Raw genomic sequence first — 17,152 nt, forward strand, 5'->3', positions numbered from 1 at the left:
CTCAGACGTCAGGGGTTCGGAGGCATGGCAGCAGTGACTGAGGCGGGCGCGCCGCCGGAGGCAAGCGACTCAGCGACGATCGCGCCGGGGTCGGTCGTCGTGGTCCGCGACGAGGAGTGGCTGGTCCGCACGACCGAGCAGACCGCCGACGGTCTCCTCGTCCGAGTCCAGGGCCTCAGCGAGCTGGTCCGAGACACCGAGGCGGCGTTCTTCGAGAGCCTCGACGGCATCAGCCCGCTCGATCCCGCCGCGGCGAAGGTGCGCGCGGACAGCAGCCCTCACTACCGGACCGCGCGCCTCTGGCTCGAGTCGACAATCCGCAAGACGGCGGTGCCACTCGCGGAGCAGTCCCTGACCGTCTCGACGCGCGCGCTGGCCGACGCCCTGAGCTACCAGCGGTCCGCTGTCCGCCAAGCGCTGGACCCGGCGAACCTGCGCCCGCGCATCCTGCTCGCCGACGCTGTCGGCCTCGGCAAGACGCTCGAAATCGGGATGATCCTGTCCGAGCTCGTCCGGCGGGGACGCGGCGACCGGATCCTCATCGTGACGCCGCGGCACGTCCTCGAGCAGATGCAGCACGAGATGTGGTCCCGCTTCGCGCTGCCGTTCGTACGCCTGGACTCGGCCGGCATCCAGCGGGTCCGCCAAAAACTGCCGGCCACCCGCAACCCGTTCACCTACTACCGGCGCGTCATCATTTCGATCGACACCCTGAAGTCGGACCGCTACGTCGCCCACCTCTCCAAGCAGCGCTGGGATGCGGTGGTGATCGATGAGTCGCATAACCTCTCCAACTCGGCGACGCAGAACAACCGCCTCGCCCGGGTACTGGCACGGAACGCGGACGCGCTGATCCTCGCCTCTGCGACACCGCACAACGGCCGCCGCGACTCTTTCGCCGAGCTCGTAAGGCTGCTCGACCCTTCGGCGGTCCGCCCCAACGGCGAGCTCGTCGAGGCGGAGGTCAAGCGCCTCGTCATCCGCCGCCACCGGCACAGCCCCGAGGTCGCTCAGGTCGTCGGCGCCGACTGGGCTGAACGGCAGGAGCCGTCGAACCTTCTCATCCCGGCGACGCCGGCTGAGGACGCGATCGCGCATGAGCTCGACGACGTCTGGCTGCACCCGAGCAGCGGCACCAGCCCCTACTCGGGCCAGAACGCCGCGCTGTTCCCGTGGACGCTCGCGAAGGCGTTCCTTTCCTCGCCTGCCGCCCTTCGGGACAGCATCAACGAGCGTCGCCGCCGCATCTCCGCCGCGCCCGGCCCTGCGACGACCCGCGAGGACGACGCCCTTGCTCGGCTGCTAGCGCTCACTGAGACGGCCCTCACCCAGCCGTCCGCGAAGTACCAGGCGCTCCTGGCCCACCTACGCGAGATCGGTGTTGGCAAGGGCTCGCCGGCGCGTGCCGTCGTCTTCGCGGAGCGCATAGCGACGCTTCACTGGCTGCAGCGACAGCTTCGCCGCGACCTCGGCGTACCGGCCGGCGCGGTCGAGATCATGCACGGCGGCCTGCCCGACGACGAGCAGCAGCGCATCGTCGACGCCTTCAAGCAGGCGAACGCCGACATCCGCGTGCTGGTGACGGGTGATGTCGCGTCGGAGGGCGTGAACCTTCACGCCCAGTGCCACGAACTCATCCACTTCGACATCCCGTGGTCGCTCATCCGCATCGAGCAGCGCAATGGTCGCATCGACCGCTACGGACAGAAGCACCCCCCGCGCATCACCACCCTGCTGCTCGACCCGACGAGCGACGGCTTCGCGGGGGACGTGCGCGTGCTAGCGAAGCTGATGGAGAAAGAGCACGAGGCCCACGGCGCCCTCGGGGACGTCGCCTCCCTCATGGGTCAGTACGACGTCAAGGGCGAGGAGGAGGAGATCCGCAAGGTCCTCGCCGGCCAGAAGCACCTCGACGACGTCGTCAAGACGGTCCAGGACGTCGCAGCCGGCGACGACCTCGCGGGCATGTTCGCCCGCCTCTTCGACGCTCCGGCCGCCGGTGCTGAGGTCGCGCCGCCGCCGGTCGGCGCGACAACCGCGGCGCCCACGACCGGCCTCTACCACGATGACATCGCCTACCTCGACGACGCTCTCCACGCCGCCTTTGTCGACCCGGCAGGCCCCCCGTCGAACGCCGGAGTCGCGTGGCGCCACCACGAGGCGTTTGGTACCGCGGAGCTGGTGCCCCCGCGCGATCTCCTGCAGCGTCTGGAGGTCCTGCCGCAGTCCTACCTTGCTGACCGGCGCATCGGCGAGAAGCTCCAGCTTGCGACCAACCCCGAGCGGGGCAAGGCGCGGCTCGCGGCCGCACTGTCCGACGACAGCGACTCCAGCTGGCCCGACGCCCACTACCTCGCCCCACTGCACCCCGTCCTCGAGTGGGCCTCGGACCGGGCGCTCGCCCAGCTCGGCCGCAACGAGGTGTTCGCCGTCCGTGGGGGTGTGGACTCCCCGACGGTGCTGCTTCTGGGCACGCTGACGAACCGGCGCGGACAAGTCGTCGCGGCGTCCTGGCTGACTGCCGAGTTCCCGTCGCCCGACAACACAACCTTCGTCCTGATGGAGCCCTACGAGTCCGCTGCAGCGGCACTCGAGGCGCTTGACCTCGTCGCGCCGACGGCCAACCCCGGGCCGGTGGCGGGCGCCGACACCCTGGAGCGGCTGATCCCCGCAGCCGTGCAGAAGGCGCGGGCCCAGATGCGCTCCCTCTTCGCTGCGGCCGAGACCGACGTCGCGCGTCGGGTCGAGGAGTGGTCGAACCGACTGGACCGCTGGACCACCGAGGCCGACCGGGAAGCCCAGCGCGGCACGCTGAAGCTCAGCCGGGTCGGCGTGGAGCAGGAGAAGGAGCTGGTCGCCGCGATGGCACCTGACCGACAGCTGGTGCGGCCGCTACTGGTCGTCGTCCCCGCCTCGACACCGGTGGCGCAGCCGTGAACCCCTCGGACGCAATCGTTGTCGGCGAAGCGTGGATCTCCGAGCACTATTTCACCACCGACGCCAAGTCCCAATCGTTCCAGGCCAAGGTGCTCGAGCGCCGCAAGGCGTGGGACGCCGAGGAGGTCGAGGGTCGCCCCACGGTCCGATCCCGCTTCGCGTCCGCGCGGCAGCAGCTCGAGATCGACCTCGCTGCGCTCAGCGAGATCACCGATCCCGTCGCGGCCACCGCGGCCGCGGACGACGTCCACGAGCGACTGGTCACCCTCCTCGGGCTGTGCGACCACGGCCTCGAGGTCACACGTGACGGGCGCGTGCTTTCCGTCTCCGCCCCGGGCATCACCAAGGGTGCGCCGCTGGCGGTGGTCCTGGGCTCGGCAGTCGGCGCGGTCGAGGAGCTGCTCGCGAAGGACGGTCGAACCCTTCCCGTGCCGGTCGAGCTCAACGAGGTGGGGTACACCTCGACCGCCCGGCTCGTCTCGGCGCTGTTCGTGCAGGACGAGGCGCCCGACCTGGTGCTGGTCCTCGCCGGCCGCTGGGCCCTGCTCGCCGAGCGCGAGCGGTGGGCCGAAGGCCGCTACCTGGCAGTCGACATCCAGCTGGTGGCGGAGCGAAATGACGCCAAGCGCGGGGGAGAGATCGACCGCGCGCTCACATGCCTCGCGGCCGAGTCCATCGCCCCGGACGCCGACGGCGCGCTGTGGTGGCACAGCGTGCTCGAGGAGTCGGTCAAGCACACGGTCGGCGTCTCGCAGGACCTGCGTGACGGCGTCCGGCTCTCCATCGAGGTCATCGCCAACGAGGTCGTCGCTCGGCGCAGGGACAAGGGCCTGGATGCGCTCCCCACCGAGGAGGCGCAGCCGCTCGCCAAGCAGTCCCTACGGTTCCTCTACCGGATCCTCTTCCTCCTGTACGCCGAGGCGTCGCCCGAGCTCGATGTCCTCCCGATCGGTGACCCCGAGTACGCGCAGGGGTACAGCCTCGACCGGCTGCGCGAACTTGTGCAGGTCGTGCTCGCCTCGCCTAGGGCTCAGAGCGGGACGCATCTCTACGACTCGCTCGGTGTGCTGTTCCGCCTGGTCGACGGCGGGCACTCGCCCCGCGAGGGCGCCGGCGCGGACTCTGTCTCCGGCGATGGCCTTATCTTCAACCCGCTCCGTGCGGACCTCTTCAAGCCGGAGGCTACCGCGCACATCGACGCCGTCGGGCTCGGCAACGCGGCCGTGCAGCGGGTGCTCAACCGCTTGCTTCTGAGCAAGGAGTCCCGCGGCAGGGACCGTGGTTTCATCTCATACGCCGAGCTGGGCATCAATCAGCTGGGCGCGGTGTACGAGGGGCTGATGTCCTACACCGGATTCTTCGCCGAGACGGACCTGTACGAGGTGGCCAAGGGTGGCGATGCGAGCAAGGGCTCGTGGGTCATTCCCGTTGAGCGCGCGGCCGGCATCAGCCCGAATGACTTTGTGCGCGATCCGGACGCGGCGACGGATGAGGCGAAGCCCGTTGTGCACAAGCGCGGCTCGTTCGTGTTTCGGCTCGCCGGCCGGGAGCGCCAACAGTCGGCTTCCTACTACACGCCGGAAGTCCTCACGCGCTTCACAGTCGGGCAAGCACTCGAGGAGCTGCTCGACCAGGACGGCACGACGACGCCCGCCGCGGACATCCTCGAACTGACGGTCTGCGAACCGGCCCTGGGGTCCGGGGCGTTCGCAATCGAGGCCGTGCGCCAACTGGCCGAGCACTACTTGCAACGTCGGCAGAAGGAACTCGGCCAGCGGATTGATCCCGATGAGTACCCGCGCCGGCTGCAGGAGGTCAAGGCGTACTTGGCGCTCCACAACGTCTACGGGGTCGACCTTAACGCGACGGCGGTGGAGCTCGCCGAAATTTCCCTTTGGCTCGACACGATGGTGCAGGGTCTCGACGCACCGTGGTTTGGCCTCCACCTGCGGCGAGGGAACTCCCTCATCGGGGCCAGACGGGCGGTTTTCCGCCGGGACCAGGTGCTGAGTAAGGCCTACCTTAAGGACGTCCCGAGGGACGTGCCTCTGTCGTCCCTCGCCGAGGACATTCGGACGGGTGGACTGGCCAGCGGGATCGACGGTGGCATCCACCACTTCCTCCTTCCGGCGCCCGGGTGGGGGGCCGCGGTCGACGCCAAGGAGGCGAAGGAGCTCGCGCCCGAGGCATTGGCTCGCCTGAAGGCGTGGCGCTCCGCCGTGCAGGCGAAGCCGACAAGGGCCCAGGTTGACGCGTTGACCGACCTCTCGTACCGAGTGGAGGCGCTTTGGCAGATCGCGCTGCAGCGGCTCAAGCTTGCCGAGCGGGAGATTCGACGAGCGATCCCACTATGGGGGGCCGACGGGCTGCCCGCCGGTGGTGCGGTGCAGCGCGAGCAGATCGAGGTGGCGCTCGCCGACGCGAGCGGCGCCTACCGACGGCTACGCCGCGTGATGGACGCATGGTGCGCGATGTGGTTCTGGCCGCTCACTGACACGCTCACCGCCCGCCAGGTCGATGGACGGGTCGAGCGCATCCAGCCGCCGACGCTGCAACAGTGGATCGACGCGCTGCAGATGCTGCTGGGCAGGCACGCCGGCAAGGCCCGCACACAGGCGGGCGGCAACCAGACCCTCGGCGCCGGGACGGCCTGGGACCAACTCAACGACTTCGAGGACTTGGACCGCGGCTTCGCCAGCGCGATGACGATGGCGAAGTTGCTTGATGCTCATCCGTGGCTGCAGGTTTGTGAGGCGATCGCTTCGGAGCAAGGCTTCTTCCATTGGGAGCTCGACTTCGGAAAAGTCTTCGCCAACGGTGGATTCGATGTTCAGGTGGGGAATCCGCCGTGGGTGCGCCCTCGTGCCGATGTAGACGCCCTGCTTGCGGAAGGCGACCCATGGTGGCAACTCAAGGCCCGGGTCACTCAGGGCGAGATTGCCAAGCGTCGAGTTTCCACTCTGGCTGAGCCCGGAGTGGCCGACCTTGTAGTGGACGGCACTTCTGAAGTCGCTTCAATCGCCGCATTCACGGGCTCGGTGCAACATTTCCCTCACCTAGCCGGGCTGCAGCCGGACCTGTATCGCTGCTTCATGGAGCGCACGTGGCGATCCCGCGGCGGCCGCGGGATCGTCGCGCTTATCCACCCCGAGTCACACTTCACCGACGAGAAGGCGGGCGGGCTCCGGTCAGCCGCCTACTCGCGGCTTAGGAGGCATTGGCAGTTCATTAATGCGCTCATGCTGTTTGAGATCAAAGACAACAAGCGCTACGGTGTCCACGTCTACGGCGCCTCCCGAGGCGCGGTTGAATTCATGAATGCCGTTTCTCTGTATCACCCGTCAACCGCTGAGAAGTCACTAATACATGACGGTTCGGGACCTGAGCCTGGCCTCCGGGACGCAGATGGGGGATGGGACACTCGTCCGCACGCGAGCCGCGTAACGACCGTCACGGATCAGGCGCTCGTTGCCTGGAGTGACGTTCTGGGCGAGTCGTCTCATCCTGCGCGTGAGACCCGCATGCTTTTTCTCTCTGGTCGAAGTTCGGCTGCCGTCCTCGAAGCGGCCTTGTCATCAGAACGCATAAGTGACTCAGGAGCGCGGTACTCCTCGGGTTGGGTTGAAGGCCAGGACACGGCTGCGGGCGGGGCGATCGACGTCCGCTGGGGTTCGGTCGGAAGTTGGGCCGATGCAGTTCTGCAGGGGCCATTCTTTTTCGTAGCGACGCCGTTCTACAAGCGCCCCAACGAGACGATGCGCCACAATCAGGACACCACGGAGTACGACCTCGAAGCCGTCTCTGCGGCCGAACTGCCAATTGTTTCATTTCGGCCGATCGTCGCTCCGGTCGATTACCGCAGACGCTATACAAGTTGGGAAGGCGCTTCTGCGCTCGACTTCTTTCGGCTCGCGTGGCGGACAATGGCTGACAACGTTGGACAGCGGACCCTCATGCCGGCAATCATTCCTCCGGGGGCTGCCCACGTCGATGGGGTGCACTCTCTGGCGTTTCCGAGCGAAGGGCTCGAAGCGCTAATCAGCGCCGCTGGCGCGCTCGCGTCATTGATCTCCGATTTCTGTGTGCGTGTAGCTCCAAAGTCCACTATCAGATCCAATGTAATGAACCGGCTGCCTCTGCCGTCGTTCGGGCCGCTGTATGCAGATGTCGCTATCCGCGTGCTCCGCTTGAACGCCATGTCCGACGCCTATGCGCCTCTGTGGCGGGATGCGTACCTTCCAGAGTTCCAGGAGGCAACTTGGACGCGCGCGGAACTTCCTGGTGCCGGTCCGCTACGGCTAATGTCGCCAGAATGGTCCATGGACGTGCCCCTTCGTAGGGCGATCGAGAGGCGGCAGGCGCTGCTTGAGCTTGACGCTATTGTGGCGCTATCAGTGGGGGTCTCGGCAGAGGACCTGAAGGCGCTCTACCGCACGCAGTTTCCCGTTCTTGCCAAATTCGACCGGGCGAAGTACTGGTTTGACTCGGCAGGCAGGGTTGTGCCAACATCCGTTTTGAGCGTGTGGCGCAAAAAGGGCGATCGAATCACCGATGATGAACTCACCGCTATTCACCCGGGCAGTGGCATTGCCTATGCGTACGAGTTGCCCTTTGTGACGCTTGATCGCGAGGCTGACATGGGGCAGGCTTATGTCGAGTTCGAGCGGCGGCTGGCGAAGCGGTCGTGAGTGAGCTCTTACCGACGACTCAGGCAGAGCGTGTACAGCGAGGACTGCTTGACTACCTGGTTACGACGTTCGCACTCACGGACGCGGACGCCAGTGATGCCCTCGACCAGTTCTTGGCGGACCCCGAATCAGGAATGTTCAAGGGGCCGTACGTCCGCCTGCGCCTCCCGTTTCGGCCGGCCGCCGAGGGGTGGCGAGAGAGCCTCGAGTGGTACGAGGGCTTTACGCCCTACGGGCACCAAGCCGCCGCGTTCGCGCGGCTCTCATCCTTCGTCACCGGCGAACGGCGTCGGCCCCAGCCCACACTTGTCACCACCGGCACGGGGTCGGGAAAGACCGAGGCCTTTCTCTACCCCATCCTCGACCACGTCCTCCGCGCGCGGAGGGATGGTGTTATGGGCACTAAGGCGCTGATTCTTTATCCGATGAACGCCCTGGCCAACGACCAGGCGCTGCGACTGACGAAGTTGCTGACGACCCATTCGGCCCTGCGAAGCGTCACGGCGGCGCTCTACACCGGTCAGGACGGGCCGCCGCGAACGTCCGTCACGGCCGACGGACTCATCACCGACCGCGGCGTCATTCGCGACTCCGCGCCCGACATCCTGCTCACCAACTACAAGATGCTCGACCAGCTCCTGCTCCGCCGCGACGACCAGGAGATCTGGCGGCAGAGCGCGACGAGCCTGCAGTACCTCGTGCTTGACGAGTTCCACACCTACGACGGCGCGCAGGGCACCGACGTGGCGATGCTGCTCCGGCGGCTCGGCTTGACGCTCAAGAGTCACTGGGCGGACGGCGACCCGCGTGTCACCGAGGACGACCGTCGGCGACCCTTGGGCCGCATCACGCCCGTCGCGACGTCAGCGACGCTCGGCGACAAGGGGGACCCCGCCGTGATGGTCGAGTTCGCTCGCACCGTATTCGGTGAGGTCTTCGAGGCCGACGCCGTCGTGACCGAGTCGCGGCTGAGTCGCGAAGAGTGGGTGGGCGATGCCGCTGAGCGCGTCGCCGCGGCAGGCTTGGTCGCGCAGACGGCCAGTGGCATCGACGTCGCCGGTGCGCTCCGCGAGATCGACGACCTGAGCGAGGACCACGACCCGTCGCCCGCGGCGCTCAGCGGGGTGGTCCTGCAGCACCTCTACGGCGGCGCTGACGCCCCGTTAGGCGCGCTCACATCACCTGAGGTCGACGCGGACCATCTACTCGATGCTGTCCGGGCGCACCCGCTCGTGCAGGCCCTCGCCGCGGCTGCCGCGGACGCGGTGGCGCTCGAGGACTTGCCGCGCGCGGTGCTCGGCGAGACCGGCACCGCGGCGCTGGCGTCGTCGGGTACGGATAGCGCCTGGGAGGCCTTCTTCACCCACGTCGTCGCGCTCCTCGGTCATGTCCGCGCGCTCGCCGGGCGTGACGCCCTGTCGGTCGACGTCCACCTCTGGGTACGGGAGTTGACCCGGATCGACCGCGCCGCCGACGCCACGACGCGCTTCCGCTGGTCCGACGACGGCCCGCCCCTCGCCGAGACGGGCGACCTCCGACCGTCCTTCCCCGCCCTGTACTGCCGTCACTGCGGCCGCTCCGGCTGGGGCGTCGGCCTTGCGCCGGTCGGCACGGACCTCGCGGGCGAGGACGAGGGCATCCGTCGCAATCACGCCATGAAGGAGGGCCGCTTCCGCGCGCTGATCTACGCGCCCGGCGAGGCGGACGACGTCCACGTCCGCGGTGGTGAGCCCGTCGAAGGCCTGGTGTGGTTCGCGGTCAACGGTCGCGCCCTCCTCCCGGCCGCACCGCCGGACGACGACCCCGACCTCCTCGACGGCTGGGTGCTCCCGGTCCTGACGACCGTCGGCAAGGACGACGACAAGGCCGCCCGCGACGACACCTGCCCGTCCTGCGGGCAGGAGGACGGCATCCGGTTCCTCGGGTCCGCGATCGCGACACTGCTCTCCGTCTCGCTGTCCACGCTGTTCGGCTCCGGAGAGCTCGACGCCCGCGAGAAGAAGGCTCTCGTCTTCACCGATTCCGTGCAGGACGCCGCCCACCGCGCGGGCTTCGTCCAAGCCCGGTCGCACACGCTGACCCTGCGCGCGGCACTGCGTGAAGCCGTCAGCGACGGGCCGCTCACGCTTGACGCCCTGGTGGACGAGGTCATCCGCCGGGCCGGCGACGACCCGTTCGCGAGGTACCGCGTCGTTGCGCCCGACTGTTCCGACCGTGACTCATTCCGGTCCTTCTGGCAGGCACCCACCCTGCGCGCGGTCTCCGCCACCGTCCGCTCGCGCGTCAAGCGCCGGCTCGCCTTCGACGCAGCGATGGAACTTGGCCTGAACTCGCGCACCGGCCGCACGCTCGAGCTCACCGGGGCTGTCGCCGCAGAGGTTGACGCGCACCCGGATCGCATGCTCCGGGCTGCGCGCGCGGCGCTGCAGGGGTTCGCCCTCCACGGGACTCTCGACGGGCCAAGCCAGGACCCGGACGACCGGGTTCTTGTCCAGTGGGTCCGCGGCGTGCTGGACCGCATGCGCGCCCAGGGCGCGATCGACCACGACTGGTTCGCGAAGTACCGCACCGAGGACGGTGCCCGGTGGTCAATCTGGGGTGGCCGGCCCCGCGGGGAGGGGATGCCGGCGTTCCCGCGAGGTCGACCGGCCCCTGCCTACCCGCGCATCGGCGGCGCCACCGACAAGGGGCGGGAGTCCGGCCTGGACCCCGTCACGTCGCCGCAGTCCTGGTACTCGCGGTGGACGTCACGCGTCCTGCCCGTGAGCCCGCCCGACGGCGGAAAGCTCGTCCGGCTCCTGCTCGAGCGGCTGGCTAAGGACGGCGTCCTGCTCGAGACCCCGAGCCAGTCCGGCGGCAGCGTCTACGCCATCCCTGCCTCCGGCGTCGTCGTCGTGCCCACGGACGACGACGACCTCGCCACGGGGCGACACATGCTCGCCTGCACCCTGTGCCGCGCTGTCACCCCCGGCACGGCCAATGCGGTCGCCCAACTCGACGGTGCCCCATGCCTGGCCGTCCGGTGTCACGGGAGGCTCCGGCCCGTCCCGGTCAGCGATGGGTTCTACCGGCGGCTGTACTCCTCGCCCGACATGCGCCGCGTCGTCGCGCGAGAGCACACGAGCCTGCTCGACGACGAGACGCGGCTCGCGTACGAGGACGGTTTCAAGAGCGCACAGGTCGACCCGCAGGCGCCCAACGTCCTCGTCGCGACGCCCACCCTCGAGATGGGCATCGACATTGGCGACCTGTCGACGGTGTTCCTCGCGTCGCTGCCCCGAACGGTGGCCTCTTACCTGCAGCGCGTCGGCCGCGCAGGCCGACTGACAGGCAACGCCCTGAACCTGGCCTATGTCACCGGCCGCGGCGACCACCTGCCGAAGCTCGGCGACCCGCTGTCGGTCATCAACGGCGAGGTCCGCCCACCCGCCACCTACATCGAAGCCGAGGAGATCCTGCGTCGCCAGTACACGGCACACCTCGTGGATGCCATGGCGCGTGACAAAGGCCGGCCGCACCCGCGCAAGGCCACCGCCGCTATCGGGTCCACCGAGCCCGGGACGTTCCTCGGCGAGCTCATCGAGCTGGCCGAGAGCGGCGTCGAGGACCACCTCATCCGCTTCAGCGCCACGCTCGACGGCGTGGGGGAGGGGGCGCTCGACGCCCTAAAGGAGTGGGTCCTGCCTCAGGACGGACCCGGCACCAGCGCCCTCGCCGCGCACCTGCACGCAGCGAGCCAGCGGTGGCAGGGGACGGTGGAGACTCTCAAGCACCGGCTGGACGCGATCGAGGCCGTGCTCCCTGAGCTCGAGAAGCTCGCGCAATCGCCCGCCGCCACCGACGACGACAAGCGGACACTGAAGTCCGCGAAGACGGCCCGCAAGATGACGACGCGGCAGCTCGCGCATCTGCGCAGCGAGCACTGGATCGCGGTCCTTGAGGAGTATGGCGTCCTGCCTAACTACACCCTCCTCGACGACTCGGTGACGCTCGACGTCGGCCTGAGCTGGACCGACCCGGACAGCGGCACGTTCCAGAGCGAGCACGTCGCCTTCCAGCGGGGGGCCGCCCAGGCGATCCGCGAGTTCGCGCCTGGGGGCACGTTTTACGCACGCGGCTGGGAGATCGAAATCGACGCCGTCGACCTCGGCATGGACGGCGAGGCCATCCGACCGTGGGCGTTCTGCCCCGCGTGCGGTTTCGGCACCGACACGGAGCTGGGCGCCACGCCGCTCCAGCTGAGCCAGTGCCCCCGATGCGGCTCGCCAGGGATCGCGGACACCGGTCAGCGGATCGAGGTCGTCGAGCTGACGCACGTGACCGCCGAGGTTCGGCGCGACGAGGCGATGATCTCCGACCGGCGCGATGAGCGGGACGCCAAGCGGTTCCAGATCTTCCTCGCGGCCGACGTCGACCGCGCGCACATGGGCGACCAGTGGTTCGTCGAGGAGACCGAACTCGGCTGCACGTACCTGCGCTCGATGGACCTGCGCTGGATCAACGCCGGGATCCCCGGGCAGGGAGGCACGCGCCTCATCGCCGGCGACGAGCGGCCTGCCGGTCTTTTCCGGCTCTGCGCGGGCTGCGGAAAGCTCGATACGGATACCGGTCGCAACAAGCGGCACGAGCACCGGCCCTGGTGCGCCTACCGTGACGCCGTCACCGAGAACACCCGGTCGGTCGCCCTTTCGCGCACCCTGCGGACGCAAGGGCTGCTCCTGCGACTCCCGTACACGGTGACGGTCGGCGACACGTTCGCCGTCCCGAGCCTGTCCGCCGCCGTTCTCCTGGGATTGCGTGAGCAGCTCGGCGGTCACCCCGACCACATCCAGGTGGCCGCGGTCGTCGACCCGACGCACACCGACGGCACCGACAACCACGAGGGATTGCTGCTGCACGACATCGTCCCCGGCGGCACCGGCTACCTTGCCGAGCTCGCCGACCACGAGCAGATGCGCGCCGTCCTGACCACGGCATGGGAGCGGGTGCGCGACTGCGAGTGCCGAGAGGAGCAGCGCCAGGCGTGCCATCGCTGCCTGTTGCCATTCGTCGCGCCGGGGGCCGTCGGCCATGTCTCGCGCGCCTCTGCGGAGCGTCATCTTCAGGCGCTCCTGGGGTTGGGCGGCGACGCGGCCACGGCGGACGACGTGACGTGGACGATCACCAGGATCCCACCCGACAAGGTGAACCCGGAGTCTTACCTCGAGCAGTGGTTCCGCAAGGTGCTCATCGACCGTCTTAAGGCGGTCGGGGCGAGCCTCACCGAGGTCCCCGGCGCGTGGGGGAACACGTTGCGCTTCGTGCTGCCGGGCTCGCCGCGCCAGTGGGTCCTCAAGCCACAGCTTCACCTCGAGAACTCACGCCCGGACTTCGTCCTGCAGTCCAACGACACGTCCGTGCCGTGGGTGGCGATTTTCACCGACGGGCGGATGTTCCATGCCGTGCCGGGGTGCAACCGCCTGGAGGACGACGCCGAGAAGCGTGCCGTGCTGCGCGACGTCGGGCACTTCGTCCTCGGGGTCACCGCCGACGACTTGCGAGACGCCGAGGCGGCGACGGTCCAGCCGCCGGCTTGGCTGGCGACGGGAGCGATCGGCCAGCTGATCAGCCGGCCGGAGTTCATGGCCTCGCCGAGTGCCTACGACACCTTGGCCCTCGGCCCGGTGGACTTCCTCCTGCGCTGGATCGCCGCGCCGGCGCCCGGTGATCGCGCGACGGTGGCGCGTGCCGTGCCCTATCTGCTGGCGGCACACGCGGCCGCCTCGCTGGGGGGGCAGGCGGTGGCCCCCGGAGGCGTGAGCCTTGCCGCCTTGGCCGACGCGCGTCTGCGTGGCGCTTCGATCACCGGTACCGGTCCGGGGCGAGGAGTCGCGGTCTGGCAGCACGGTGCCTTGGCGGTCGCGGTGGAGCCACGGGACAACGTGCTCGACGTCGCCGTCGTGCTGGACGACCGCGACGAGGTACTCACGGACGCGCACGCGACTGCGTGGCGGGAGTGGCTGCGGGTCTCGAACGCGCTGGCTCTGCGCGACTGGCCGACCACCATCACGACGACGCGACTGCTCGCAGCCGAGCCGGCAGCCGTGCCGGCCCCCGTAGGACCGGTCACCGCGAGCGGGCCGGACGGAAGTGCGACGGACGGCCTCCCGCCCGGATGGGGTCCGGTCTACGAGGCCGCCGAGCCTGGCCTCGAGCGAGAACTCGTGCTCGTCATGGCGAGCCACCACGACGTCCGGCCGCCCGCGGTGGGAGAGGAGGGCCCGGACGGAATCCCGATCGACATCTCGTGGCCGGATGCTCGCATCGCAGTCCGGACCACGGGGATGTCGGAGGACGACCGGGCGGATCTGACCAAGGCCGGATGGATGGTGGTCGAGCCCCAGGTGGAGCTCATCGCCGCAGCACTGGCCGGCGTCGGCGCGACCGAGCGAGGGAGTGGAACCTGATGCCCACGATCATCATGACGAAGATGGCCGGAAAGCTCGACGGCTCGGTCAAGGCCAAAGCCATGACGTTCCTGGAGAAGCTGACCGCGGACGACGCAATGCCTGGCTTGCACGTGGAGCCGATCCATCAGTCGGCTGACCCGCGGGTGCGGACCGGCCGGGTCGACCAGTTCTACCGCGCCGTGATGTTCCGCCTCGACAGTGACGGCGAAGCGCACTACGTCATCCACGGTGTGTGGCCCCACGACGACGCGATCGCGGTGGCGAAGCGGGTGCGGCTCAAGGTCAACCCCATCAATGGGCTGCCGCTGATCGAGGAAGTGGCGGTCGGCCCGGACGCTGCGCCGGCCGGCCTCGTGGCTCCCGAGCCGAGCGTCGGAGGAGTTGCACTGTCGACCGGCGAGGGCACCGCCGCCGCCGGGGCGGCGGACGAGGGCACGTCCGGCGGTAACGACGAACCGCTCCTGCTCCGGCTGGGACGCACCCGCGAGGACCTGGTCGACCGGCTCGGCATCCCGGGAGAGGTGGCGGACGCTGCTCTGTCGGTTCCCGACGAGGACGCGATGCTCGCCTTGGCGCAGCCACACGAGGGCTCGTGGATCGGGATGATCCTCGTCGACCTCGCCACCGGAGACGCGGTCGACGACATCGTCGACCGGCTCGAGCTTCAGCGCGTCGAACCCACCGGGGACGAGGACGCCGACCTTCTCGACGCACTCAAGCGGCCCGGCGCCCAGGCGCAGTTCGCCTTCATCGGCGATCAGGACGAGCTTCGACGCGTGATCGAGGCAGGGGACTTCGGTGCATGGCGAGTCTTCCTGCACCCCGAGCAGCGTCGTTACGTCGACCGGCAGTACAACGGCCCATTCCGGCTCTCCGGCGGCGCGGGGACGGGCAAGACAGTCGTGCTGATCCACCGTGCTCGCGCCTTGGCTTTGCGCAACCCCGGTGCGCGCATAGTCCTGACCACCTTCACGACCAATCTCGCCGATCACCTCCGCGACAGCCTCGTACAGCTCGACGCTCACATCTCGATCGCGCCCTCTCTCGGCGCGCCCGGTGTGCACATCACCAGCGTCGACGCGCTGGCGGCTGCCGTGCTGCGACGGGCGGGCGTCGGACTGGCGGACGCCGCAGAGGCGGTGCTCGGGGATAGACGGAGCGAGGTCACGGGACGCACGCCCGCCGCGAGATGGCGGGCCGTTGTCGAGGCGGCCGCAACAGCGTTGCCGCCGGCTATAGCAAATGAGACCTTCCTCGCGGCCGAGTACGGGCTTGTCGTCCTCCCCAACCGGGTCGCCGGCGCTGAGCAGTATCTGCGCGTGCGTCGCCCTGGGCGCGGCGTGGCCCTCGCCCGTGCGCAGCGGCTCGCCGTCTGGGAAATCCTCGAGTCCTACCGGGCGCGGAACCGCGTCGACGGCACGCTCGACTTTGCCGAAGCCGCCGCGGTCGCGGCTGCTCACCTCGAGCAGCGTGCCGCAGCGGGGGAGCGTCAGGCGGATCACGTGCTCGTCGACGAGGGGCAGGACCTGTCGCCGACGCACTGGCAGCTGCTGCGCGCGCTCGCGGCTCCTGGTCCCGACGACCTGTTCATCGCGGAGGATTCGCACCAACGGATATACGGGCCCCGTATGGTCCTGGGCCGCTACGGAATCAGCGTGGTGGGGCGGTCGCGGCGGCTCACGCTGAACTACCGGACGACGGCTCAGAACCTGAAGTACGCCATGGATGTGCTTTCCGGTGCGGAATACGTCGACATCGAGGAAGGCCAGGCGGAGGTCACGGGCTACCGCTCCGCCCGTACCGGCCCCGCGCCGCGGGTCATCGAGACGAGCAGCATCACCGAGGAGCTCGAGGTGCTGGCCGGCGTCGTCCGGGGATGGCTCGACACGGCGGCCGCGCCCGAGACCATCGCCGTGCTCGTGCCCGACCGGTTGGGGCGGGAAAGGGTGGTGAACGGACTCGGTGAGCGGGGTGTGGCCGTGCGCGCTGTCGACCGTGAGCGGCCGGCCGCGGGTCGACCGCTCGTCATGACGATGCACCGTGCCAAGGGCACGGAGTTCTCCAGGGTGGCCCTGGCGCTCGGGCAGCGATCATCGGCGCAGGCAGCGATGCGCGCTGAGCTTGACCGGGCAGACAGGGCGGACATCGAACTACGTGACCGATCTTTGGAGTACGTTGCAGCGACCCGAGCGCGGGACGAACTGGTCGTTTTTCGTCGGTGACGAGCGCCTCCTAGAGGCGACCCGTCGGGTGGCTCGATTCAACCCCGGATCCGGCGTGTACAGGAGCGTTCCTGTGCGAAGCCTCAGATGAGGGCGTGTTGGTGTTACATCTGCCATGGGTGTTCGCGCGGCCGTACCTTCCAATAGCCGTGCGCCACCTCCACGACTGCTTCCACGGCAGCGCCGACGGCGAAACGTGGACGGGGCGCACTTCGAGACGCTCGGCTGCGCCTGGGACGAGCCATCGCGGATAGACCGCATCGCCGCCGAGGACGTCGTCGCTGTCTCGACCGTCAGCGTCGACGTGCCGTCGGCCACGTCGATCAACCTGCTCGGGCCGCGAGCTGCGGAGGTCTCGGAACTGCTGGCGGCGATCCCGCCCGGACTCGAGCTGGCTGCCGCAGACGACGAGCACACGCCAGTTAGGTATCGCTCCGCCTGACGTCGCTTCCTGAAGTGGCGAGCTCCTAGGCGCCCCCCGCGCTGGTCAAGCAGGGCCCGGCTCGATTGCGAGGACACCTCCCTCGTCGTCGACGACGTACACCGTGATGCTGAGGAGCCGGCGCACGTCGTCGCTGACTCGGAGCGCCGCGCCGCGGCCCTCGGTCGGGACGACGACGCCGAGACGGGTGGTGGCGCCGCGGGAGGCGGGGATGCGGCGGAGGAGCTGTCCGTAGAGGGTGTCGACGTCGAGCCCTGGCGCGCTGGTCCGGCCCTTCGCCTCTGCGTACAGGACGTCGTCACCGCGTCGAGCCACGACGTCGCAGAAGTCGACCTCGCGGTCGACCTCCCATCCCTCGGTCGTCAGCCATCGCACGAACTGTTCGACCACCCGGGCCTCGTCGCCACGCACGGC

6 protein-coding genes are annotated in these 17,152 nt (G+C 69.1%); 5 read left to right on the plus strand and 1 reads right to left on the minus strand.

The annotated features are described in order from the left end of the window. The first annotated feature begins 24 nt into the window (after positions 1-24). From AC2TDM_RS01360 to AC2TDM_RS01380, 5 genes are all read left to right on the plus strand, one after another. On the plus strand, positions 25-2,937 hold the full coding sequence (locus AC2TDM_RS01360; protein WP_484635592.1) for a helicase-related protein: 2,913 nt from the start codon (positions 25-27) through the stop codon (positions 2,935-2,937). Then, positions 2,934-7,625 carry an Eco57I restriction-modification methylase domain-containing protein gene (locus tag AC2TDM_RS01365; RefSeq protein ID WP_484635593.1) on the plus strand — a complete coding sequence of 1,564 codons (4,692 nt, stop codon included), beginning with the start codon at positions 2,934-2,936 and terminating at the stop codon, positions 7,623-7,625. The genes AC2TDM_RS01360 and AC2TDM_RS01365 overlap by 4 nt, the downstream gene beginning before the upstream one ends. Beyond that, positions 7,622-14,071: a DEAD/DEAH box helicase gene (locus tag AC2TDM_RS01370; RefSeq protein ID WP_484635594.1), complete on the plus strand. Its 6,450-nt coding sequence runs from the start codon at positions 7,622-7,624 to the stop codon at positions 14,069-14,071. The genes AC2TDM_RS01365 and AC2TDM_RS01370 overlap by 4 nt, the downstream gene beginning before the upstream one ends. After that, a complete protein-coding gene (locus AC2TDM_RS01375; protein WP_484635595.1) occupies positions 14,071-16,296 on the plus strand; it encodes a UvrD-helicase domain-containing protein in 2,226 nt (741 codons plus the stop codon). Before AC2TDM_RS01370 ends, AC2TDM_RS01375 begins: the two co-directional genes overlap by 1 nt. Before the next feature lie 196 nt (positions 16,297-16,492). Then, positions 16,493-16,738, plus strand: a complete 246-nt coding sequence (locus tag AC2TDM_RS01380; protein ID WP_484635596.1) for a DUF6308 family protein — start codon at positions 16,493-16,495, stop codon at positions 16,736-16,738. 45 nt (positions 16,739-16,783) lie between these two features. Here AC2TDM_RS01380 and AC2TDM_RS01385 read toward each other — a convergent pair whose 3' ends face one another. After that, positions 16,784-17,149, minus strand: coding sequence for a hypothetical protein (locus AC2TDM_RS01385; protein WP_484635597.1), 366 nt, complete (start codon positions 17,147-17,149; stop codon positions 16,784-16,786). Positions 17,150-17,152 lie beyond the last annotated feature (3 nt).

The organism is Cellulomonas sp. plas2 (assembly GCF_057221735.1).